Below are 25,280 nucleotides of genomic sequence, written 5' to 3'. Positions count from 1 at the left end.
CGCCCCGGGCCTGGGGGGGGGGGTGTGTTTTGGGGGTTTTTGTCCCAGGCGGTGTTGAGTTGATAGGCGCTATCTTAGGTAATATTTTGTAAACTGTCTTAACTTGTGGTTTCGGCGTGTTGTACCCGGTTACGTGGGTTGGGTGGTGATGCGGGGGATGCTGAGGGGCGCGATTCGGTTTTCTTCCGTTTTGGTGGATTGCGACCATTCCTCGTTGAATGGCATCGTGGGAATGCCCGGTGGTTTTCTCTGGGGCTTATGCGTGGGAGAATGTCGGGAGTCTGTGGGGACGGTTCAGATCTCCTTCGCATGTCCCTGAGTTTCTTCGACGGTATTCCGGGTTTTCTCCCGTCTTGGGGTTGCATATGGGAGAATGCCGGGAGTCCGAGGTAGGCCTATGCTGTTGTCAATTCCGTAGGGGTTTGGGGTGCCGGGTTTCCGTGATGAGGTTTCAGGCGTGCCTCGCCTTACCGGTGGCTGCCGACCTGAGGAGCCGTTTGTGGCGCCGCATGAGGATGCCGCAATGTGCTGGATGCCGAGCTACGCTCGATTCCGGGTACGAAATACCCGAATCCTCGGATTCATGATTGCATATGCCCGTTTTTCCTCACGAGAACGGGCATTTGAGCCCACAAATCCGGGAAACCGGGCATTGCACCGTCCTATTCCGCTCTTTGGAGCGCGCCTCCCCCTCCCGCTGAGCAACAACTCCACTCCCGCCACATCACAGTCCCCACAATGCAGCATCTCAATCCAAGCCTGCGCCCCGACCTCCGTGGCGCGTGCGGGATTCCCCGGAAGGTCAAGGTTCGCCTCCGGCCTTCGTGGGCGCCTTCCGCGACATCCATCTCAGACCCCAGCCCAGTACCCCGACGCCCAACACCCATCACACGACAGGAGTACATTGGGCGATATGGCGGATTCACTGCACACCCAACTTGACGCGCATCCGGTCGTGGACGACTGGATGCCGGATTCCGTGATGCCCGACTATCAGCAGGCGACGGTTTATCTCGGCCGCGACGACGAGGGTGAGCTGGTCGCCACGTTCGTCCGCAAGAACCCCGCCAAACTCACGGTCGCGCAGCGTCTGCGCCGTGCCCGGTTCGCACTGCGCGGCCACCGCCTCGCCATCATGTACGTGCACGGCTGGAACGACTATTTCTACCGCCGTCACGAATCCGAGTTCTGGGAGTCGCTGGGCATCGCGTTCTATGCGGTCGACCTGCGCAAGTTCGGACGCTCCCTGCGCGATGGTCAGACCCCCGGCTACATCGAGGACCTGCATGACTATGCGGCCGAGCTCAACGCGTTGCGCGACCTGATCGTGCGTGAGCAGGGCGAGCAGGTGCGCATCCTCCTTATGGCCCATTCGCAGGGCGGGCTGAGTTCCGTATTGTGGGTGAACGGCGAGCGGCCGCACCATGTGGATGCCGTGGCGCTCAACTCGCCGTGGCTGGAACTGCAGGGCAATCGCATGTTCCGCATCCTGTCGACGCCTGTGGTGCAGGCGTACCGGCTGGCCGGCGGCAAGACGGTCATGCCGATGCGCGACCCGGGATTCTACGGTCGCTGCATCGACAGTGCGACCGGCGGCGACTGGGATTATCTGGCGCATCCGTTGGTCGACCCGAGTCGTTTTCTGCCGCGTGCCGGCTGGATGCAGGCGATCTACAACGCGCAGGCCGAGGTTGCGCGCCGGCTCGACATCCGCATCCCCGTGCTCGTGTGCACGTCCGACCGCACGATGCTGCAGCCCACATGGGACGAGGCCATGCGCGAGGCCGATTCCGTGCTGGACATCACGGCGATCCGGCAGGCGTCGCTCAACCTTGGCGACGTGGTGACGCTTGCCACGATCCGCGGCGGCCTGCATGACCTGAGCCTGTCGCGGCCGGCGGCCCGACGGCGGTATTTCGCCATTGTGGCCGGCTGGGCGTCGCTTATGTGCTGGCGTCGCGTGATTTCGGCGCACGGCCTGCACGCCGCGTTGGATGCGGTCGAACATGCGGGGGTGCGCACCGCTGAAGCCGGTGCCGGCGCCGTCACCAACGCCGGCGCCGGATTGTCGCCGGCCGGGACTGCTGGTGCTGGGTCGCGCGAGGGTGACGGCCCTGCGTCCGTCGCTTCCGACGGCGGTTCCGATTCCGCTGATTCAATGCCAACGTCTGGCGGCCGGGCGAACTCAGGCACCGATGACGCTCCTGCCGCCTCCGCGTAGCCGCGATTGCGGCTGTGCGGCTGCGGCTGTGCGGTTGCAACGATCAGAAGTCGGAGTCGAACCAGACCTGCATCGTTGCGGCTACGCGGTTGCGGTTGCAGTTGCTGTTGCAACGTCGGGCCGTGACCGCGACCGGCCGTGCCGTGTTGTTGCGGTTGTGCGGTTGCGGTTGTGCTGTTGCGGTCGCAGTTGCCGTTGTGGCAACGGCTCTAATCCGCCGTAATATTGCGGCATGATGGACGGTTATGCCCGGTAATGCGTTGTGTGACAGGGGCGTCATCGGTCATGCGGTTCGCTTTCGCGAGATGTGGGTGTTTCATTTTGGGATTTGAGAGTTGCTGTCATGCCGGCAAAACCAAAGAAACGGCTTTATAGAGCCAGTTTTGCCATGTCGTTCCGGCGACTGCGCGGTCGCCGGAACGACATGAAACACCCACATCTCGTCTTGGCGGGGTTGTAAGTCATCTGGCGAGCCCAACAGAGCCGCAAATGCACCTCCGCTCGCCCGCGCCCCGCTTGGGCGGATTGCATCGACATCGGCAGCGTGGCAATCCCTACGCGGACTGTCGCACCAGCATCATCCGCACGTACTCATGCCGGTTCTGCAGGCAATCCCTACGCGGACTGTCGCACGACCAGCTCGGTCGGCAGCATTACGGTACGCGGGGAGTCGATGCCGTTGATCTTCTTGATGACGATGTCCGCCAGCACTTCGCCGCGCATCTCCATATGCTGGTCCACGGTCGTGATCTGCGGCATGGTCGACGTCGCCGCCGAGCTGTTGTCGAACCCGGATACGGCGATGTCTTCCGGCACGTGCCGTCCCAGCCGGTGCAGCTCCTCGACCGCGCCCGCGGCCAGCGTATCGTTCGCGCATACGATCGCATCGACCCCGTCCAGCACGCCGCTGTCATGCCAGCGGCGCACCGCGGCCGCACCGGTCTCGCGCAACCAGTCGTCGTTGTAGCTGATCGGCAGGTTGTAGTTCGGATGCAGCTCTTCGGTGACGGTGTTGATGAACGCGGTGAGCCGCTCCGGCGCCCCCGGCATGTTCAGCGGTCCGCTGATGTATGCCGGGTGGATGCGGCGGTGGTCGGGGTCGGGATGCAGCACGTGCCGGATCAGGTCGGACATGGCGCTCGTGTTGTCCACGTCGACGGACGGGCAGGGCACGTTGTCTTTGAATCCGGTGCCGGAGATCACCGCGGGGATCTGCCGTTTGTCGAACGCGGCGAGGATCGGGTCGCCTTTCTCCAGCGTGAACAGGATGTAGCCGTCCGCGAACCCGGAGGCGATCATGCGCGTGATGTTGTTGACACCGGTGTCGCCGTCGGCCATGACGGTGACCATCTGCCAGCCTTCCTGCGCGATGCGCTTGTTCGCGGTGGCCATGATGGTCATGATGTTGGGGTCGCGCGTCACCGCTTCGGATTCGCCGTGGATGATGAGGGCGACGATGTGGGAGCGCTGCCGGGCGAGCGACTGCGCGCTGGCGCTGGGAATGTAGTTGGTTTTGGCGACGGCCGCGTCGATGCGCGCCGCCGTGGACTTGGAGACGTTGGGATGTCCGTTGAGGTAGCGCGAGACCGTCGCGTATGAGACGCCGGCCAGTGCGGCAACGTCGTAGATGTTCGCTTTGGTCTTGTCGGCGGTTCTGCCGGCTGCGTTGTTGTCCATGGATTCCTCGTGGGTTGATGGGTTGGCGGCTTTGCAATGTGCCAACACTATCGTATCGCTTGCGACATGTGGAATGTATGCGCTTACGACGGGGTGTCGTGGGTGCGGTTGGCGGCATGGGATGATGCGGACTTGCGTGTGATTTGCCGCTGCCGGATGATGTCATGCAGAGACGATACGGGTGTGAATGATATAGCAAACATAAGGGCGTCGCGTCGACTTGTAAGCGATTACACCATTGTGTATACTCAAAATCGCAGTGGTATAAAGATGGTGTCGCTATGGTAACGATGCCATCGGGGTGCGGGGCGCACGTCCATGCGAGATGGGCCTCCTGCTTCGATAAAGGAGAATAATGGAGTTCGGAAACAGACGATACCGCACTGCGGCGGCGTTGATGCGCAAGGGACTGCGCTCCGCCGTCGCCGCAGTCGCGGGCCTCACCATGGCGTTGACCATGGTGCCGCTCGCCGGCCAGACCGCAGTCGCGGCCGAACCGACGTTCACCGATGATGGCACGGTCCAAACCTACGCCGCCACCGGCGCCGGCGCCGACGTGCTCGGCAACGCGACCAAGACCCCCGACGTCGCCTCCGACAAATACCAGGTGACCGTCAACGGCACCCCGGTCGAAGCCGTGCAGTATACGGCCAAAGGCCACAACTTCGACATCGCGCGTTTCGCGTCCAGCTCGCGTACGCCGGTCGTCAAGGTCAAGATGATCAACGGCGAGAAGATCAGCAAGGTCAACATCTATCCGGAACGCTACTACGAAGGCAAGTACCAGGTCAGCGACGACCAGACCGAACTGACCTTCCAGATGGAGAAGTCCCTCATCTCCGCCATGGTCATGGTCAACAGCGGCGACAAGGTCAACGCCAAGGGCCAGCCGTACCTCGCGCTCATCAACGACATCCCCGAATCCGAGCGCAACGAGGTGCCCAGCAAGGCCGAAGGCTCCTCCGCGGACGAGAAGGCGTGGGGCTACAACGAGTCCACCGGCGTGCTCAACTTCCAGACGTTCGCCAAGAAGTACCTGACCTCCGAGGCCGGCGCCACCCTGCCTGACGGCAAGACGAAGGTGCAGAAGCAGGAGCCGATCGCATCCCACCACACGTCGCTGTACAACGACGGCAAGGGCACGCAGGTCGGCGGCCAGACCGCCAAGGGCGTCACCTCCGAAGGCCGCATCATCTACGGCAAAGACAAGGACGGCAACGTCGTCACCGACCCCGCCAAGGCGAGCACCGTCGTCAGCGGCTCCGAAACGGTCACCCAGGTCGGCTACCCCGACCAGCGCGCCATGAGCGCCGACGACTCCACCTACGCGCTGCAGGCCGCATTCGACTTCATCGAAAACAACGCATCCACCCTCAACACCCTGTACTTCCCCAATGGCACGTACACGTACGGCGGCATGGACGTCAACGGCGTCGACGGCAGCAAGCTCAAGGGCGGCCACCTCACCATCTACACCGAAGAGGGCGCGCTGCTGAAGAACCACGTGCAGCCGTACCGCGAGGCCCAGGAGCCGGCCATCGGCGTATGGAACTCGAAGAGCATCGTGTTCGACGGCCGCGGCATCTACGACGGCAACGGTGCGAAGAATTACTCCGACAAGAACGGCAACACGTCCGGCGACAAGAACGACGCCTACAACAGCCAGCATCAGGCCGGCGTCATGGTCGTGCAGTCCAGCGACATCACGTTCAACGACACGTACATGCGTGGCGCCAAGCAGTGGAACTGGGAGACGCACACCGCCAAGGATTCCACGTTCAACAACATCAAGGGCCTGACCCCGTACGAGATGAGCTGGGGTGACGGCATGGACTTCGCGTCCGGCCAGAACCTGACCGTCAACGGCGCCGTCACGTTCGGCAACGACGACACGTTCGCCTCCGGCCACTACAACCCGGGCCGCTGGTTCCAGGCCGACAAGCCGGACCTGTACAACAAGATGTTCGGATTCAACGGCTCCAACCCCAACATCCAAGGCTATGACAACGCGGTGGGCGGCTACGAGGCGTTCGTGGACTCCCACGGCATCGACAACGACGCCTGGGACACCGCCGACAGCCATGACATCACGCTCAACAACACGCTCGGCTGGTCGTTCGCCGGCGGCAACGGCATCCGCCTCGGCCACGAGGCCCACGGCTACCAGATGAAGAACTACACGTTCAACAACTTCAACTCGCTGGGCTTCCAGGGCGGCGGCAACGCCATCACCGTGCAGAACAACACCGACATCTACCCGCGCTACGAGAACATCCAGGTGCTGAACTCCTCGTTCGACACCTCGCGCGTCGGCACCAACTTCTCCGTGCAGGGCGGCCAAGGCAACACCCAGACCGTCACCGCCGCCAACCAGAAGGACAACGGCTACCGGCCCAACCCGGACGGCTCCGGCAACGACTACACCATCACCCGCACGCCCATCGCCAAGGTGACCATCGACAACACGTGGTTCTCCAACGCGAACGCCGGCTTCTCGATGAACAACGTCACCGACGCGACCGTCAACGACCTGTACGTCGGCGGCAAGCAGGTGCAGTACACCAACCAGGCGAACTTCACCAAGTCCGACTCGGTCAAGGCGCTCGCTTACACGTACACGGACGCCGACGGCAAGACGCAGCCGGTCAAGCAGAACAGCCTGCCGACATTCACCGCGCCGACCGCCGGCACGCTCACCGCGACCGCCGGCAAGGAGCTGAGCTTCGACGTGAAGGTCGATGACCCGGATGTCGCGAACGGCGACAACGTGAAGCTGTCCGTCTCCGACCTGAGCGGTCTCGATGGCGCCAGGTTCGACGCTTCGACCGGCAAGTTCACGTGGACGCCGACCGAGGAGCAGTCCGGCAAGAACTACTCCGTCACGTTCACTGCGGCCGATGAGGGCGCGCAGGCCGGCGACTATGACGCCGTGACCAAGTCCGTGCGCATCCGCGTGGTCTCCGCCAAGTCCGAAATCAAGTCCGTCACTTCTTCCGCCGACGCCTATGTGGCCTCGTGGAAGGGCAACAAGACGCAGGACTACAGCGCCAACCCCGGCGGCAAGAACACGGCCGGCTACTTCGCCGTGCGCAACACGACCGGCAAGGGCCTGCTCGGCGAACGCAACACGAGCACCAACACCGGTGACGGCACCGATGTGAAGCTCGGGTTCGTGCAGTTCGACCTCGCCAAGTTCAAGGGCACGTCTCCCTCCGCCGCCCAGCTCAAGCTGACGCTGATCGGCCGCCGTTACGACACCGCCAACCGTGCGGACGAGCAGATCGCCGTCTCCCCGGTCGAGGCGACCAAGCGTCTTGACGGTACCGACTTCGACGGTTCGCTCGCCGGCATGACGTGGAACACGCGCCCCGACTTCACCGCGACCGAAGAGGGCACCACCGAGTCCGCTGCATTCGACAACGGCAACGCCGAGGTCCGCAACGACGTGCCCGGCTCCGTGGCCGGCACGACCGTGACCGTCGACGTGACCAAGGCCGTGCAGGATGCGGTCAAGGCCGGCAAGTCCACGCTGCTGCTCGCGGTGGGCGGAAAGTTCGCCAACGACGAGCTGTACTTCGTGAACACGAAGGGCGCGGCCGAAGGCATCTACGGCGCGAAGGCCGACCAGGCTCCGACGCTCGACGTGACCCTGCCCATCAGCGGCGGCCAGACCTCCGACGTGCTCGCGAACTTCACGTTCGATGACCTCAAGGACGGCGCCACCGGCTACGTCGACGCCGCATCCTCCGCCGCGACCGCGGAAATCGAAGGCTCCGCCGCGACCGCCACGAACGACGAGAACAAGACGACCGCCGCGAAGATCGGCAACGGCTTCTGGCTCAACGTCACCAAGGCGGATGGCACGCCGCTGCTGGCCGGCGTGAACGACCTGACCGTCTCGTTCGACGCGAAGCCCGATTCCGGCAACCCCGGCTGGGCTTTCTACGCGGCGCCGAACACGAACGCCCCGCAGTACAACAAGTCCGAGCATTACCTTGGTGTCATGGCCAAGCCCGGATCCGTGAGCGTCGAACGCTACAACACCGAAGGCAACCGCGACACCCGCGGCAACGCCTCCGGCACCGCGCCGGCAAGCGGCTGGTACAACGTAACCGTGACCGTCTCCGACGAGTTCACGCGCGTGTACGTCGACGGCGTGCTCGCCCAGGAGAGCAAGGACGTCAAGGGCCTTGACCTGCCGAGCATCCTCGGCGAGTCCGGCGGCATCCTGCAGGTCGGCAAGGCCAACTGGGGATCCGGCGAATACTTCACGGGTATGCTCGACAACATGAAGATCTACAACCGCGTCCTGAGCGACGAGGAGATCGCGAAGGCCAACAACGCCGCGGCCATCACCGCCGCCACCGTGGGCACTGTGCCGACTGATCCGGATTCGCTGCAGGGCACCGACGACCATTCCGCCACCCGCACCACCGTCGATAAGGACACCAAGACCATCACGTCCGTGGTGAACCGTCGCGGCGACGCGAAGGCGCTGCCCGTCACGCTCAAGGCGGCCTACAGCGACGCCACGTTCACCGTCGACGGCCAGCCGTTCAAGAGCGGCGACAAGCTCGACCTGACCCGCGACCGCAAGCTGACCGTCACCTACGCCACCAGCGACGGCACCGCATCCGACGAGTGGACCATCAAGGCCGCTACCGTCGGTAGCAACCCGGTCCTGCCCGGCCAGTACGCCGACCCTGACATCGACTACTTCGACGGCAGGTTCTGGATCTTCCCGACCACCGACGGCTTCTCCGGCTGGAGCGGCAACTACTTCCACGCCTTCAGCTCCACCGATCTGCAGACTTGGAAAGACGAGGGCGTGATCCTCGACGTCAACAAGGACCACGCGGGCCAGAAGCAGTCCTACTGGACCGACCAGACCACGGTCTCGCCGTGGTCCGTGGGCTCCGCGTGGGCGCCGACCATCGAGAAGAAGAACGGCAAGTACTACTTCTACTACTGCGCGAAGTATCCGAACGGCCAGTCCGCCATCGGCGTCGCGGTGGCCGACAATCCTGCCGGCCCGTATAAGGCCGCCGACCAGCCGGTCGTCACCCGCACGATGGAAGGTGTGACCGTCAACCAGGCGATTGACCCGTCCATCTTCACCGACCCGACCACTGGCAAGTCGTACATCACGTACGGCAACGGTACGCCGGCCATCGCCGAGCTCAACGACGATATGGTCAGCGTCAAGTCCGGCACCGTGCGCACGATCAAGGGTCTGACCGACTTCCGTGAGTCCGTCGTCGTCACCTACCGTGATGGCAAGTACCATTGGACTTGGACCTGCGACGACGCCGGCTCGCCGAACTACCACGTGAACTACGGCGTCTCCGACTCGCTCGACGGCGACATCGCGTTCAAGGGCACGCTGCTGCAGCAGGACGCCTCCAAGCAGCTGCAGGGCACCGCCCACCAGTCCGACGTGCACGTGATCGACACGAACGGCAACGACCGCTGGTTCATGGCCTATCACCGTCACTACACGCCGCTCGGCATCTTCCACTCGCCGTCTCTCGGCTACCACCGCGAGACCGCGATCGGCGAAATCCACTTCGGCGCCGACGGTCTCATGCAGACCATCAAGCCGACCGACGAAGGCGTGGGCGCGGTCGCCATGGCTGACACCACGGCCCTTGATGCGGCGATCGACGCGGCCGGCAAGGTCGCGAACGACGGCTACACCGAGGAATCCTGGAAGGCGTTCGAGGATGCGCTCGCCGCAGCCAAGACCGCCAAGCAGACCTTCCTCGACCACGGCATCGCCCAGAAGGACGTTGATTCGGCCGCCGCAGCCCTCACCAAGGCTCAGCAGGGCCTGACCAAGCCAGCCGCGCCGACCGTGACCGGTATCGAGGTCGCCACGCCAGTCAAGACCGTATACGAGGTCGGCGAGACCTATGACGGCACCGGACTCGCCGTGACCAAGGTCTTCTCCGACGGTTCCAAGGCCGCCGCCGAAACCGGCGAATACACGGTCTCCGCCGCGGATGCCGAGGGCAAGACGGTCGATTTGACCAAGCCGTTCGCCGAGTCCTCCATCGGCAAGGTGACGGTCACGGTCTCCCTGACCGGCACCGAGTTCACCGGCACGTTCGACCTGACGGTGACGCAGAAGCCCGACACGACCGCACCGGTGTTCTCCGGAGTGGATGATGTGACCATCGACTACGGTTCCGCATTCGACCCGCTGGCCGGCGTGACCGCCACCGACGACCGGGACGGCGACGTGACGAAGTCCTTCAAGGTCTCCGGCAGCGTGGACACCGAACAGGCCGGCACGTACACGCTGACCTACACGGTCGCGGACAACGCCGGTAATGAAGCGAAGGCCACCCGAACGGTGACGGTCCGCGAAAAGCCGGCTCCGACGGTCGTGGGCATCAAGGTCACCAAGCCGAAGAAGACCGCGTACATCGCCGGCGACACTTACGACCCGGCCGGATTCGCGGTGAGCAAGGTCATGTCCGACGCGAGCGTGACCGAAGCCAAGCCCACCGAGTACGGGGTCCTGGCCGTCGCGCCTTCCGGCGCCCCGGTCGACCTGACCAAGCCGTTCCCGGAGGTCGGCGACGTGACGCTGACGGTGACGCTCAACGGCACCGACTTCAGCGACACCTTCACCGTGAGCGTCGCCGAAGCCGACAAGACCGCGCTGAACAGGGCGATCGCCGAAGCCGAGAAGCTCGACAAGGCGGACTACAAGTCCGGTTGGGATGCATTCCAGTCCGCGCTTGCCGATGCGAAGACGGTCTCCGCGGACAAGGACTCGTGGCAGTCGACAGTGGACGACGCGCTCGCCGCGTTGAAGACCGCGCAGGGCAAGCTGGTTCCGGTCGAGCAGCCGCAGCCGAACAAGCCCGGCAACGGCGGCAATGGCCAGCCTGGCAGCGATCAGCCCGGCCAGAACAGCGGTAGCCAGCCGGGAAGCGGCAACGGTCAGGCAGGCAACGCCTCGCAGTCCGGCAACGGCCAGTCCGGCCTGTCCAAGACCGGCGTCTCGGTGACGGCGTTCGCCGTGGCCGGCATGCTGCTGCTCGCCGCCGGTGCGATTGCGGTCATGCTGCGCCGCAACCGCGACTGAGATCAGGGCCTGACGGCCAAGCCGATTCGCAGCCGGACGCAGTACGCCCGGCGCGACTGATCGGTTTGGCCACAGCCGAGCCCGATGCCACGGCGAAGGCGGCGACGATGGTTTCCCGCCGTCGCTTCCGCCGGCCGCACGGGTTCGCGCCCTACCCGGTCCTGATGGGACTTGCCTCGTCCCATCAGGACCATCCGCCCTCATGAAGGGACATATGGACCGCCGCCTCGCATACGAGGTCGGCGGCCCATGCATATCCGCCCGCGCATGCCGGGACCCGCATATCCCGGCCATGACTTCATGCGGCATCACGGCTTCAGCGCATCCCGCAGCGGCCCTTCCGATGCGTTGTGGCCCGGTGCGCGCCCAGTGTCGCGCCGCACATGAACAGTGTCGCGCCGCAAGCGCCCAGTGCCGTGTCGCACGCATGCTGTGTTGCATCGCGTGCATGCAGTGCCGTGTCGCACATGTACTCCGTATGACTGCGTGCATGTCCGTGCTGCAGCGCTTCTCCGGTATCAGGACCCTCGCCATTGGCGCTCGCGTGCTGCACCGCCTGCGAGTCCCGCGTCGTAAGGCCGCATTCCCGTCAGTGACTGTGTGCATGATGCCGTTTTCTTCGACGCCCGTCCGAAGATACGGTTCGATACCCCTGATGATCATGATGTCCCCCATGTTCCCGCTCTGTCCCCTGGAGCTGTTGTATATGTGAAAACCATGGTATGCGAGCAAGTCATCAATCGCAAATTTGTTCTACTATTGCGAGAAGGATTGTCCGAGATGTGAACATCTGTATGAATTTGTCTTATCCGGCTATCCGCCTCGGCCCATGTCTCACGGTGTGAAAATTCTGCCGGCAGGCGCGGATTTCCGCGGTTCCGCGGCAGCCTTCAACGGCCGGTTGGCCTGGTGGCCTACAGTGGAACCATGGATAGCGGAAACCTTTCTTGCGCGACGACATCAAGCGACGCGCCTGCCGGGCAGGTGGCCGGCAAGCTTCCCGCCGCCGTGCTGTGGGATCTGGACGGCACGTTGATCGACTCCGACCCGTACTGGGTGCGTGCGGAGCGCTCGCTGCTCGAATCATGCGGCGGCGTGTGGGACGACGCGCTCGCCGAGCAGATGCAGGGGGCGGCCCTGCCGGTCGTGTGCGCGCTGCTGCGCGAGCGTGGCGTCGACATGACGGACGAGCGCATGTCTCGGATCATGACCGACGATGTGATGCGCATGGAACGTGCCCACTTGCCGTGGGCCGAAGGGGTCCGCGACCTGCTGGCGGAGTTGGCTGCGGCGTCGGTGCCGTCGGTTCTGGCCACCGGTTCGCCGCGCCCGCTGGTCGACAATGTGCTTGCTCACGCGCCTGCCGGGGCATTCGTCGCGTCGATCAGCGGCGATGACGATGTGCCGCATAAGCCCGATCCGCGGGCGTATCTGACCGCGGCCCGCCTCGCCGGCGTAATCGGCGATAGTGATGCTGGCTTGGCTGCCGGCTCCGACGTGGTGCGTGCCGCGATGCGCCGATGCGTGGTTTTCGAGGATTCCCTGCCGGGCCTGACCGCCGCCCATGCCAGCGGCGCGTACGTCGTCAGGGTCACCGGCTATGCGCGCAATGATATTGCCGATGCCGGTTTGTTCGACCGGTCGATCACGGACTATCGGGGCCTTCGTCCGGTCGATTTGCTGCCGTGATGGCGCAGCGGGGTTGATTGCGGCCGGCCGGACTCCCGGTTTTCTCCCATTCCGGCAGGTTGAGGTGGGAGAAAGCCGGGAGTTGGGTTCTTGTACTCCTGCTTTTCTCCCATCTGTGGGGTGTGGGATGGGAGGAATTCGGGAGTTGGTTTATCGGACTCCTGCTTTTCTCCCATCTGTGGGGGTGTGGGATGGGAGGAATTCGGGAGTTGGTTTATCGGACTCCCGTTTTTCTCCCATCTGTGGGGTTCAGGATGGGAGGAATTGGGTAGTTGGGGGTGCGGACTCCTGCTTTTCTCCCATCCGTGGGGTTGGACTGGGGGAACCGTGGACTGGGGGAGCCGAGGGAGTCGGGTTCTCGTCGGCTTTGCCTCGCACCCGTTCCCGCCTCGTTCCCGCCTCGTTCCCGCCTCGTTCCCGCCTCGTTCCCGCCTCGTTCCCGCTCCCGCACTGCACCCGTTCCCGCTCCCGCCCTGCGCCCATTCCCGCCCCTCGCCCGCCAGACTTGTAATCGGTTACATTTTCAGCTACACTACCGTTGTAACCGGTTACGCAAACGGGCGTCGACGGCTCCCAAGCCAGCAAGGTACGCTGACCACGACAGGGAGACCAACGGCAAGGCAGTGATGTCGCCGCCGCCGACCCGACGCACAGCCCGCAGCGATGTGGGCGCGCACGCGCGCAACCGGAGCACATGGAAACCAGGTTAAGGAGAACAATGGGGTACGCAGAACACGCGACCGCCGTGACGATGAGGCAGCGTCTCGGCAAGCTCGCCACCACCCTTGTCGCCGCCGCAGCGGGAGCCGCCATGGCATTGACCATGATGCCGCTCACCACCAGCACGGCATCCGCCGCTGACAACGAGTTCACCGACAGCGGAAAAGTCACCACTTATGCACCCACCGGCGTCGGCGGGGGCACCACCACGTCGCCCGACGCGGCGTCTGACAAGTTCGCCGTCACCGCGAACGACACCGCCGTCGAAGCCGTCCAGTACACGGCCAACGGCCACAATTTCGACATTGCCCGCTTCCAGTCGACCAGCCGCACGCCGGTCATCAAGGTGAAGGTCAGCGGCGTCGACATCAACACCGTCAACATCTACCCGCAGCGCTACTACCCGGCCACCGCGTACACGGTCGACAAGGCCACCAACACGCTCACCTTCAAGATGGAGAAGAGCCTGTACGAGGCCATCGTCATGATCAACGGCGACGCGACCAACAAGGCCGGCCAGCCGTACCTCGCGGTCATCAACGACCCGCCTGAGAGCGAACGCGAAGGCACCGTACCCGACAAGACCAGCGCGGCCGACGGCTCTGGCATCAACGAGGCCACCGGTGTGTTGAACATCCAGGAGTTCGGCAAGAAGTGGTTCGAGACCCACTCCAACGCCGAGATCCAGGCCGCCAACCTGCCCAAGGCCACGAAGAGCGCATGGGCCGGCAAGACGGTCGGCAAGACCGAGATCCCGCAGGACGCGCAGGTCGACGCGGGCAAGATCGTGCCCGCCAACACCAGCAACGTCACCTACCCGAACGAGCGCGCGCTCGCCGCGGACGACTACACGTACGTCCTGCAGGCCGCCCTCGAGGAGATCAAGAGCAACGACAAGCTCAACACCCTGTACTTCCCGAACGGCACGTACATCTACGGCGGTCTCGACATCGCCAAGTGGACCACCAAGCCGCTCAAGGTCTACGTGGACGAGGGCGCGCTGCTGAAGAACCACGTGCAGCCCAACCGCGAGGCCATGGAGCCGGCCATCGGCATCTGGTCCTCCAAGGACATCACCATCTCCGGCCGCGGCGTGTTCGACAACAACGGCGTCGCCAACTATGACCAGCGCAACGGCGGCGACAACCACGACGCCTACCGCTCCCAGCATCAGGGCGGCGTCATGGTCGTCAAGTCGCAGAACATCACGTTCAACGACACGTACATGCGCGACGCCAAGCAGTGGAACTACGAGACGCACACCGCCGAAAACGTGACGTTCAACAACATCAAGGGCCTGACCCCGTACCCGCAGCCGTGGGTCGACGGCACCGACCTTGCGTCCGGCAAGAACCTGACCATCAACGGCGTGATGACGCTCGGCAACGACGATGCGTTCGCCTCCGGCCACTACAACCCGGGCAACCAGTTCCAGCCGACGCACGCCGACAACATCAAGGGCTTCGGCATGAACGGCGACAACCCGCGCACCCAGGAGTGGATCGACGCGGCCGCCGCCTACGAGTACTACTCGCAGAAGCATGACCTCGACAACCTCGCGTGGGATACCGACGACACCGAGAACGTGACCGTCAACAACACGGTCAACTGGTCGGCGGCCGGCGGCAACGGCATCCGCCTCGGCCACAACGTGATGGGCCACACGCTGAAGAACTACACGTTCAACAACTTCAACCCGATCGCCTTCCAGGGCGGCGGCCGCGGCATCACCGTGCAGAACAACACCGGCACGTACCCGAAGTACGAGGACTTCACCATCAAGAACTCGTCCTTCGACACGTCCCGAGTCGGCACCAACTTCTCGATCAACGGCAAGGACCCGCTCATCAAGAACGTGACCGTCGACAACGTCTGGTTCTCCAACGCCAGTGCCGTGTCCAACATCACCAACATCGAGACCGCGAAGCTGAACGACATCTACATCGGCGGCAAGCAGGTCCAGTACACGAACCAGAACAAGCTGACCGTCAGCAACGTCAAGAACCTGACCTACACGTACACCGACGCCGACGGCAAGACGCAGCCGGTCAAGACCAACAGCCTGCCCACGTTCACCGCGCCGGAATCCGACGTGCTGACCGCGAAGAGCAACAATGTGCTCGACTTCAAGGTCGCCGCCACTGACGCGGACGAAGGCGACTCCGTCGTCGTCGCCTTGGACGAGACCACGCTGCCCGAAGGCGCCAAGTACGACGCCAAGACCGGCGAGTTCACGTGGAAGCCCACCGAAGCGCAGGCCGGCAAGACCTACGCGGTGAAGTTCACCGCCGCCGACGAGGGCGCGCAGGCCGGCGACTACAATCCGGTCGCCAAGACAGTGACCATCACCGTGCTGTCGTCCAGCTCCGCCACCGCGCCCGTCGCCGGAACCGTGACCGGCGACACGTGGGTCGGCTCGTGGAGCGGCGACCAGGGCGTCAACTACGGCACCGGACGCACGCTGCGCGTCAGCGGAGCCAACGGCGACACCAAGCGCGGCTACGTGAACGTCGACCTGAGCAAGATCACCCTCGGCGACAACGACACCGCCAGCCTCTCCCTGACCTACATCGGCCACCGCAGCGGCGCGAACGCCACCGACAAGGCGCAGCTCAAGGTCACCAAGGCCACCGCGGCCGTCGATCCGGCGACCGTGACCTGGAAGACCCAGCCGGCACTGTCCACGGACGCGGCCGATTCCGCCACGTCCGCCGAGTTCACGCTCGGCAGCACGGTGGTTCCGGAAGGCACCGAGGATAACGTCAAGGGCACCGGCATCGACGGACGCAAGATCACCGTGGACATCACCGCGCTGGTCAAGGCCGCCAAGACCGCCGGCGAGACGACGCTGCCGCTCGCAATCGACAACACCGGCACCGGCGAAATCCGCTTCGTCTCCACCGAAGGCGCCACCACCGACAAGCTCAACAACGCCAAGGACGACATGGTCCCGGTCGTCGAGGTGACCACCGTCTCCCCGGCCGCCATCAGCGGCCCGACCGCCCAGACCATCGACGAAGGCGAGACCGGCTCCTCCGAGCCGTTCGAGCTGACCGGCGCCGATCCGCTGAAGGTCGCGCTCTCCGGCGACACCGCCGACGGCAAGATCACGTGGAACAACGACACCAACCGCCTCGACTTCGCGGCCGGCATCGCCGCGGGCGACCACAAGGTCACCGTGACGCTCACCGACGCGAAGGGCGGCACCGCCTCCGCCGACTTCACGCTCACCGTGAAGGCCGTGGCCAAGCCCGACACCACCGCCCCCGTGTTCAAGGGCGTGGAGGACGTGACGCTTGACTACGGAGCCGACTTCGACCCGCTGGCCGGCGTTACGGCTACCGATGATGTGGACGGTGACGTGACCGCCAACATCAAGGTCTCCGGTTCCGTCGACACCTCCAAGGCCGGCGAGTACACGCTGACCTACACCGTCGCCGACAAGGCCGGCAACGTAGCGACCGCCACCCGCAAGGTGACCGTCAAGGCGAAGCCCGACACCACCGCCCCGGTGTTCAAGGGTGTCGAGGACGTGACCGTCGAGTACGGTGCCGACTTCGATCCGCTGGCCGGCGTGACCGCAACGGACGATGTTGATGGCGACGTGACCGCCGACATCAAGGTCGAAGGCACGGTCGACACGAAGACCGCTGGCGACTACACGCTCACCTACACGGTCGCCGACAAGGCGGGCAACACCGCGAAGGCCACCCGTAAGGTGAACGTCAAGGCCGCGCCGCTCACGGGCATCGAAGTGGCCGAGCCGAGCAAGCTCGACTACACGGTCGGCCAGACGTACGACGCCACGGGCCTGAAGGTCTCCAAGGTGTTCGCCGACGGCTCCACGTCCGACGCGGCCGCCACCGAGTACACGGTGACCGCCGTGGACGCTGACGGCAAGAGCGTCGACCTGTCCAAGCCGTTCGCCGAGGCCGGCGAGGTCACGGTGACCGTCAAGCTCAACGACACCGACTTCAGCAAGTCGTTCAAGCTGACCGTCTCGCCCGCTCCCGACACCACCGCTCCGGTGTTCGCCGGCGTCGAGGACGTGACCGTGAACTACGGCGCCGACTTCGACCCGCTGGCCGGCGTGACCGCCACGGACGCCGTTGACGGTGACGTGACCAAGGACATCAAGGTCGAAGGCAAGGTCGACACGAAGAAGGCCGGCGAGTACACGCTGACCTACACCGTCGCCGACGCCGCCAAGAACGTCGCGGCCGCCACCCGCAAGGTGACAGTCAAGACCCAGGCCGAGTCCCCGGCCAGCAAGGACGTCCTCGACAAGCTTAACGAGGCGATCGCCGACGCCGAGAAGCTCAACAAGGCCGACTATAAGTCCGGTTGGGATGCGTTCGAGGCCGCGCTCGAGTCCGCGAAGAAGCTCGCTGGTGCCGAGAACGTCACCAACGGGCAGGTCGTCGACGCGATCAACGCGCTGAAGGCCACCGAGGCCAGGCTCGTCAAGGTCACCCCGACCGAGCCGACCAAGCCCGGCGACAACAATGGCCAGAACAACGGCAAGCCGGCCCCGACCGCCCCGAAGGGCGACAAGGGCAACGCCGGCAACGCCGGTCTGTCCAAGACCGGCGCCTCGGTGACCGCGGTCGCCGTGGCCACGGTGCTGCTGCTGGCTGTCGGCGCTGGCGTGACCGTGCTGCGCCGCCGCGGCTGAGCTGACGGTTGTCTCGCTGGCTGACGGGGTGAGCGGTTCGCTTGGCCGTTCACCCCGGCGGCTCTGGCAGCTCTGAATAGCCAATCCGGCTGGAATCCCGAACATCCTATATGAGATGCGCAGGATTCCAGCCGGATTTTTTGTTGTCACGGGCGCGAAGCGGCGGCAGCGAGCCAGTGTTGAGCCGATCGAAGCCCGTCCTAAGGCAGGATGGTGTCGGTGGCTGGTCTGCAACCCTTGGCCCCCTCGGTGGAGGGGGCTGTCGCGGCCGTAGGCCGTGACTGGGGGAGCGCCACCCGCCAGTCACATCAAGCCTGCCGCCAGCGGGCCATACCGCCCTCACCTCACATCACAGCGCAATCTCATCAAGCGGCCGATACGACGCCTGTGCCCCGGCCCGCTCCGCCGCGCTCCCCGCTACCGCCGTGGCAAGGCAGGCCGCATCGGCCAGCGAACAACCCGCGGCGAGCGAGGCAAGCGTCGCACCCATGAACGCGTCGCCGCAGCCGGTCGTATCGACCACATGGCAGACGACTGCCGGCACGTACGTCACGCGCCTGTCATCGATGACCACGCATCCGTCACCGCCGAGCGTCACGACCGCCCGCCGGAATCCCGTGGCAGACAGCCTTGTGGCAATGGAATCCCAGTCAGACTCTGACGTGAGCGGCTCTGTCGCGGCACCTGCCGCGGATTCGGCAACCGAGCTGGCGTCCTTTGCGGAGCTGACGGTATCCGGTGCCGCAGCGTCGTGTGTGGCAGTGATTCCTGCTGCCGCATGCTTCGCTTGCGCGGCGTCCTCGGGAGTTCGAGTGCTTTCGGCCGCCGCGACCAGCCGCGCACACTCCAGCTCGTTCACCAGCAGGATGTCGGTCGCTTCTGCCAGCTGCGCAAGATGCTTGCTGTCGAACGGCGACAGGTTGACGACGGTCTGCGCTGACGCCTGCGTCGGACCGGCCGGCGTATCCTGATGCGTCGATTCCGGCCGGATTGCATCGCCGCCCGCTTGGGCCGTCTGGCGCTCTGCCGACGCCGCCGCTCGGCCTTGCCCCGCATGTGCAATCCGCGCCGCCGCAAGCACCGTGTCGATGGGTGTTTCCAGGCACAGGCCCACATACCTCGCCTGCTCGATGACCGGCTGCTTCGCATCGAGCATGGCGGGGGAGAGCGCGGCGTTCGCGCCGGGCGCGACGACGATGGTGTTCTCGCCATGCGCGTCGACGGTGATCAGTGTCGCACCGCTCGGCCCGTCCACGGTGATGAGCTGGCTGACGTCGGCGCCCGCGCCGGCCAGCTGGTCGCGCAGGAACTGCGCGTTGCCATCCGTGCCGACGCAGCCAATCATCGTCGCGGCGACGCCGGTACGAGAGCAGGAGGCCGCCTGATTGGCGGATTTGCCACCCGGCAGCACGGCGATGTCGCCGCCGATCACGGTTTCGCCGGGCTCAGGCAGTCGCGGCGTCACGACGGTATAGTCGGCGTTCGCCGACCCGATGATCACCACATCCGCGTGGCCGTGGCGCTCGCCGCCATACGCCCGAATCCGCTCCGCGCACCGCATCGCCCGCTCGTGCCGCTCATGAGCGTCAATCCGTTCCATCGTTGCATTCCTTCCTTGGCCGTAGTGATATCCACTTACCAGCGTAATGCTTTTCCGCAAGGATGGCGGGCTGGCCGTCTTACCAGCCGATAACGCCCAAAATCGGCTTGATTTGGAGCCTATTCCGGAGTAGGCGGGCATACCTCCAAGTATCAACGCCAATCAGAATCCCACAACGCCCTCAAAACCGCCATTTTCCAACAGCCGCCCACCCGCCAAAACTGGCTCTACTCACCCCCATGCCCGCCTACTCCGGAATAGTTCCCAAATCAAGCCGATTCGTTCGCGATAAGACGCCTATCCCATCCGCCGGCAGGTGCACTTCCATGGCGTCGTCATCCCGCTGACGGAACGTACCCGGGTAGGCTCCCTATGGGTACGTCCCATCACACAATTCCCTTATTTGCTGGTGTTGCTACCCGCTTCCGCGCCACTGCAATCCCGGATCACTCGATGCATAATCGCGAACCGGTTTGCCTCAAGCAGAAACGTCTTGCGGTTGTTCTTCGCGATCACGTCGAGCACGATGCCGGTGACGATGAACAGTAGCCCCGCGATGACGAGCATCACCGCGCCGATGAGCGTGGGGAACCGCTCCACCATGCCCGTGCGCATGAAGTCTACCGTGACCGAAGCCGTGAGCCCGAAGCCTATCAGACCGATGATCATGCCCAATCCGCCGAAGAACGGCAGCGGCTTGTACTCGCGGATCATGCGGAAGATGGTGGACAGCACTTTGATGCCGTCGCCCACCGTGTCCAGCTTGCTTACGGAGCCCTCCGGGCGGTCCCGGTACTGGATCGGCATCTCGTAGAGCCTCAGGTTGTTGTTGAGGCTGTGGATGGTCATCTCGGTCTCCACTTCGAAGCCACGCGCGAGCACCGGGTACGTTTTGACGAACGTGAACGAGAACGCGCGGTAGCCGGTCATGATGTCGGTGACGTCGGCGTGGAACAGTCCGTTGATGGCGCTGCGGACCACGCGGTTGCCGACGTTGTGGAACGGGCGCTTGTTTTCGGTGAAGTATGTGGAGCTCAGCCGGTCGCCGATGACCATGTCGTAGCCGTCGAGGACCTTCGTGACCATGGCCGGTGCGGCGTCGGCTGGGTAGGTGTCGTCGCCGTCCGCCATCACATACACGTCGGCGTCGATGTCCTCGAACAACGCGCGGATGACATTGCCTTTGCCCTGCCGCGGCTCCGGCCGGACGATGGCCCCGGCGTTCGCGGCGATTTCGGCCGTGTGGTCGGTGGAATTGTTGTCGTACACGTAAATGTCGGCATCCGGCAAGGCGGCGTGGAAGTCACGCACCACCTTGCCGATGGTCATCTCCTCGTTGTAACAGGGGAGCAACACGGCGATAGAGGTTCTGTCTGTTGACATACCAGCCATCATAATGTTGTTCTCTTACGATATTGATAAAACAATTATCGGTTTCTGAGTTTTTGCCGAATTGCATTTTCGAACTCGGAAACGACGAAAGCAATTGCAAATACCAGAATGATAATGAAACACATAAGACAGTAGTAATCGATTGTGCTGAATCCGTGGTTCGAGTCAGCGATTCCTGATACGGAATTCAACACATCAACGATAATGACATGCTGGAACAGGAATGCGTACATCGAAAGGTCAGACAGGAGGACAATCAGCCGATGGGTTCCAGTGTTGTTTTCCTGATGTGAGGGTTTATTCCTGAAACCAGTGAAATCAACGATTATGATGATACCGGCTGCCAGCATCTGGTTGCGAAGTGCACCCATGTATTGTCCTGGAACCATTGTGGAGCACATTGCGACTACTGTCATGACAAGTCCTAGAGTCCACATTTTGCGCAGAGCTGTTCTATCAGTTGCATGTTTGATGCGATACTTCGATATAACGGCACCCAGAGTGAATGTTGCAATGCAGCCTGTAGGATACCGCAGTACATCAGGAATCATTCCAACATGGGATGCGATGACCGGTATCAGAATTTCCAAGACAAACAATACAACGAGGCTGACATAGGACCATTTGGCCAGCATCCACCGGATTAAAGGCCACAGAACGGTCACTACGACAAGCGCTCCGAAGAACCATTCTCCGATTAAGTAGAAAGAGGGAATGGATAGCGGCGCGAACGAACTGGAGAGGTATCCGTCAAGGCCAAATACTGTCAGCAAGAAGTATGGTGCCGGAACTTGAAACGCGACACTGCCGCGCAGGATGTTTACCGTGTATACAACGAAATAAGCGATGTAGAAAGGGATGAACAGCCGTAGGAAACGTTTCCGGTAGTATGGCCACGTTTTGAACGACGGATTGTCGATGTCCTTGGCTGACAACATGCCGGACAGCATGAAGAACACGCAAATGGACAAGCTACCCATGCTGAGATGCAGCCCGAACATATTCAGGGCGAAACCTGTATGTGACGGTGAGCTACCGCCAATGCCGCGGCTTACAAATTCGGCTTCGAAATGGAAGACGATAATGCAAATCGCGGCAATGACCCGCAGTACGTCGTAACGGTATCGGCGTTTACGCACTCCAACCTGTTCAATAGTGGCTACAGGAGGAGCGGAGAGAGCCTGTTCATGCGACATCGTGCATCACACCTATCTCTGAGACATGCAGTCTCACGCAACAACAGCAGGCTTCAATCGGTCTGCCTTCTGATTCAGTCGCTTCCGGAAGCAGACGGGAACTATCAGCAGAAGTACACCTACGCCCATGATGATGAAGAACACCTTCAGTGAGGCGGGCTCATACCGAAGTTGAACGCTGTGCTGCCCGGCTGGAACATTGATGGCGCGGAACAGAGAGTTGCCGCGGTAAATCGTCGTCTCTTTCCCGTCGATATATGCTTTCCAATTTCCATCGTTGTATTCATTGACTAGCACGTAACGGTCATGATCGACGTTGACATTGAAGTCGATGTTGCCGTTTGCATAGTTGACGATATCCGTAACCGATTCATCAGATGACAAAGGTGTCTGCTTCGATGTGTCTTCTGAATCCGGGCTGTCGGATTCGCTGCTGAAGAAGATGGTATTTGGTTCGTACTTCTTCTTCATCGCATCAATCACTTCAGCATTTGTCTTGAATACCTTTACGGTATCTGTTAGCTGAATCTGCTTCGAATATTCCGGTAGCTCTCGCGTAGTCATACCATCAGACCAGGGCCTGCCATAACCGAATGATGCAGCCACGTCGTTGGCTTGTGCGGTATTTCCGATTGTCGCGTCTCCAACATACTTGTCTGAATTCCAGAAGTACACTGCCACATTCTTACCTTTCGGTACGTTCGCGGAGAACACTACGGAGTATCGTTTTCCCTGCGAATCGGTGATGGGTTTGAATACAAAGGAAGCAGAGGCATTGTCGGTCAATTTAGACAATTTCAATGTGGCTTGCCGTACTTGTTTGCCGGATTGCGTGTCGATAACGGTGGCCTTGACGGTTCCCGTCTTGCGTTGACCGTTGAGCCCTAGTGGTACTGAAATAGAGGAGAGGTCATTTGCCTCGGCAGTGAATGTCTGCGATACAGCGTTGCCGTTGCCAGCGCCATCCAGTGGAGTGACATTTCCCTCGAAGTCTTGGGGGCTGAGGGTCGTGCCGCTTACGCTGAGAATGTACTTCACGCCCATGTACTTCAGCAGGTTATAGTTATCGATTTTGTCTACCAGCGGATGAGTGGGAGAGTTGTCGAAGATTTCGTCATCGAATGCTTTGTAGTATTCGGCGACATCGTGATTCGTGTAAAGGAACGAATGGCCAAGGATGTCACGAAGCCCATACATCATATTGGTCGACGAGAAGAATGTCCAAGCACCGGTGGACAGGATTTTTTCCTGTTGCTTTGTATTCTGCTGTAAATATCTGATAGAAGCGGTCGCCGTTGGAACTGTTGGCGCGTCAGCTTCAATCATCGGAAAGTACTGGTACGCGAATGTGCCCATGTCCACAGCTGTTGTAGCCATCATCGCAAACGTGCAAATGAAAGCGATCAGCTTATTTAGCGACACAGTGAGCATTATGACGACAATGACATATAGCGCAACGGAAGTGGAAGCTGCGACTACCTGATGTATAGCGTCATCGGATGCTCTGTTGAATACGCCGCTTTTTCGCCACAGAGCTATTGCGAATGCGACGGCAGGAACAATAGCGGCTGCCCATGTTTGCACTCTAACGGACTTATAGTCCTTGTGTTTGGTGAGCAAATCATCAATATTCATGCCGACCAAAGCTGCCAAGGAGAAATTCAGCAGAACGATGACACGGAACTTTGCTGAGGTATTTATCATCGGCAAATGGGTAAAAATCAGATTGAACGTGCCGGTGAAAATCAGCAGTAGCATCACGATGGCACTCCAGAAGAAGAACCAAGAACGTGGTTTTTCATGACGCCGAATGAAGGTAAGCGGAAGCGTGATGACAGATAAGATGCCAGTGTAAAGAGTTCCCTCATTCATATGTATGACTGATGAATTCGGCAAGTAGGGAAACAGCAGAGTCCAAAGTCGGGGGAACTCCAGTACTGCAGACCCAGATGAAGCTCGTGATGCTGAATATCCGTTATCTCCAACGCTGGTCAGCAACACGCCAGTATATGGAATGGAGATGAGCACGCCAACGACTACAGCCAGACCCGCTCCGATAAAATATGCAGTTAGCCGGCTTTTTGCATTCCAATATGTCCGTATGCCGTAGAACAGTGTATAAGCGCCGGCAAGGTATAGGAAATAGGCCGCATATGTCGGCATTCCTGCTGCCATCATGAGATATACGACAATACCGATGCCAGCATAATACCCGACTTTAAGTTTTGTAAGTCCCATGTCAAGAAGCAAAAAAAGCCATGGGGCCATCATCGTGACTGAGGTGTGTTGCCATCCATTCCATACGACCATTACGGAGCACAACGCAAAAGAGGCGCCGGAGATGAATGCTCCACGCCATGTATAGCCCAGCCGCTTGATAAAGAGATACATGCCGGCGAATGCGACAGCGACTTTTATTATGGATACAAAGGTTTGAACCATGTTCCACGGCAGCATGTACAGGTAGTTCAAAGGGAGGAGATAATTGTCCATTCCTTGGAACGTTCCGATGCCCATATTGGGTAACCAAGCCGTGAAATTGAATGTGCGAATCGTAGTGAAAAGAACAGGCAGAATACCATCTGCTGGATCTGAGAGAAGGGGGCCGGTGATGTTCACGCCAGACGAATTGAATGGAGCAAAGGCATATTGCATACTGGTGAAAGACAGCTTCCACCCTTGGAGCAGCAGCTGATACGCAACAAGGAACATCAGAAGTATACAGACGGATACGAGTACGTGAGGCTGTGTAATAGCACGCCATATACGCTGGATCAGCGGCTTTGCAGCTTCTTTAAATTGGGTTGCCGCAATCTGCTCTGTGTCTGACACTACGGATGTTGAGCCTTGGGGGGTTTTACTCTCAGATGTCGTTTCATTACTGGAAATCACGATGAAATGATATCAGTGCCCGGTGAACAGTCATATACAGCAGAAACGGTGCTCGTCATTCATGGTGAGCACCGTTTCTGATTTTCTGGCGTTGATTGGCTCGTGCCGTTTGACGTTGAGCT

The 25,280-nt window shown here is 61.8% G+C and carries 9 protein-coding genes; 4 read left to right on the top strand and 5 right to left on the bottom strand.

Annotation, left to right across the window (positions count from 1 at the left end; translation table 11 throughout):
• Positions 1–913: 913 nt before the first annotated feature.
• Positions 914–2,221: an alpha/beta fold hydrolase gene (locus F7D09_RS06055; RefSeq protein ID WP_226836008.1), complete on the top strand. Its 1,308-nt coding sequence runs from the start codon at positions 914–916 to the stop codon at positions 2,219–2,221.
• A 615-nt stretch (positions 2,222–2,836) separates the two neighbouring features.
• Here F7D09_RS06055 and F7D09_RS06050 read toward each other — a convergent pair.
• Positions 2,837–3,898: a LacI family DNA-binding transcriptional regulator gene (locus F7D09_RS06050; protein WP_152234512.1), complete on the bottom strand. Its 1,062-nt coding sequence runs from the start codon at positions 3,896–3,898 to the stop codon at positions 2,837–2,839.
• A 355-nt stretch (positions 3,899–4,253) separates the two neighbouring features.
• Here F7D09_RS06050 and F7D09_RS06045 point away from each other — a divergent pair, with 355 nt between their 5' ends.
• From F7D09_RS06045 to F7D09_RS06035, 3 genes are all read left to right on the top strand, one after another.
• A complete protein-coding gene (locus tag F7D09_RS06045) occupies positions 4,254–10,994 on the top strand; it encodes a family 43 glycosylhydrolase (protein ID WP_152234511.1) in 6,741 nt (2,246 codons plus the stop codon).
• A 927-nt stretch (positions 10,995–11,921) separates the two neighbouring features.
• A complete protein-coding gene (locus F7D09_RS06040; RefSeq protein WP_152234510.1) occupies positions 11,922–12,683 on the top strand; it encodes an HAD family hydrolase in 762 nt (253 codons plus the stop codon).
• Between the two features lie 718 nt (positions 12,684–13,401).
• Positions 13,402–18,078, top strand: coding sequence for an immunoglobulin-like domain-containing protein (locus tag F7D09_RS06035; protein WP_193312356.1), 4,677 nt, complete (start codon positions 13,402–13,404; stop codon positions 18,076–18,078).
• A 349-nt stretch (positions 18,079–18,427) separates the two neighbouring features.
• Here the strand turns inward: F7D09_RS06035 and F7D09_RS06030 are convergent, their stop codons facing one another.
• The 4 genes from F7D09_RS06030 to F7D09_RS06015 all read right to left on the bottom strand — a co-directional run bounded on the left by F7D09_RS06030 (position 18,428) and on the right by F7D09_RS06015 (position 25,158).
• Positions 18,428–19,678: a ribokinase gene (locus tag F7D09_RS06030; RefSeq protein WP_193312355.1), complete on the bottom strand. Its 1,251-nt coding sequence runs from the start codon at positions 19,676–19,678 to the stop codon at positions 18,428–18,430.
• 399 nt (positions 19,679–20,077) lie between these two features.
• Entirely contained in the window at positions 20,078–21,061 is a 984-nt protein-coding gene (locus F7D09_RS06025; protein ID WP_152234507.1) for a glycosyltransferase family 2 protein, read from the bottom strand.
• A 44-nt stretch (positions 21,062–21,105) separates the two neighbouring features.
• A complete protein-coding gene (locus F7D09_RS06020) occupies positions 21,106–22,266 on the bottom strand; it encodes an acyltransferase family protein (protein WP_152234506.1) in 1,161 nt (386 codons plus the stop codon).
• 33 nt (positions 22,267–22,299) lie between these two features.
• Positions 22,300–25,158, bottom strand: a complete 2,859-nt coding sequence (locus tag F7D09_RS06015) for a YfhO family protein (protein WP_152234505.1) — start codon at positions 25,156–25,158, stop codon at positions 22,300–22,302.
• Between the last annotated feature and the right edge of the window lie 122 nt (positions 25,159–25,280).

The sequence above is a fragment of the Bifidobacterium leontopitheci genome, assembly GCF_009193355.1.
In the GTDB taxonomy this organism is placed as follows: Bacteria; Actinomycetota; Actinomycetes; order Actinomycetales; family Bifidobacteriaceae; genus Bifidobacterium; species Bifidobacterium leontopitheci.
Note: the sequence above shows the minus strand (reverse complement) of the source record. Positions and strands in the feature narration are given on the sequence as shown.

Bases quoted from the DNA above. Each gene is read 5' to 3' on its own strand.
- F7D09_RS06020 (WP_152234506.1), bottom strand. From the start codon at position 22,266: ATGTCGCATGAACAGGCTCTCTCCGCTCCTCCTGTAGCCACTATTGAA.
- F7D09_RS06030 (WP_193312355.1), bottom strand. From the start codon at position 19,678: ATGGAACGGATTGACGCTCATGAGCGGCACGAGCGGGCGATGCGGTGC.
- F7D09_RS06045 (WP_152234511.1), top strand. From the start codon at position 4,254: ATGGAGTTCGGAAACAGACGATACCGCACTGCGGCGGCGTTGATGCGC.
- F7D09_RS06040 (WP_152234510.1), top strand. From the start codon at position 11,922: ATGGATAGCGGAAACCTTTCTTGCGCGACGACATCAAGCGACGCGCCT.
- F7D09_RS06055 (WP_226836008.1), top strand. From the start codon at position 914: ATGGCGGATTCACTGCACACCCAACTTGACGCGCATCCGGTCGTGGAC.
- F7D09_RS06025 (WP_152234507.1), bottom strand. From the start codon at position 21,061: ATGTCAACAGACAGAACCTCTATCGCCGTGTTGCTCCCCTGTTACAAC.
- F7D09_RS06050 (WP_152234512.1), bottom strand. From the start codon at position 3,898: ATGGACAACAACGCAGCCGGCAGAACCGCCGACAAGACCAAAGCGAAC.
- F7D09_RS06035 (WP_193312356.1), top strand. From the start codon at position 13,402: ATGGGGTACGCAGAACACGCGACCGCCGTGACGATGAGGCAGCGTCTC.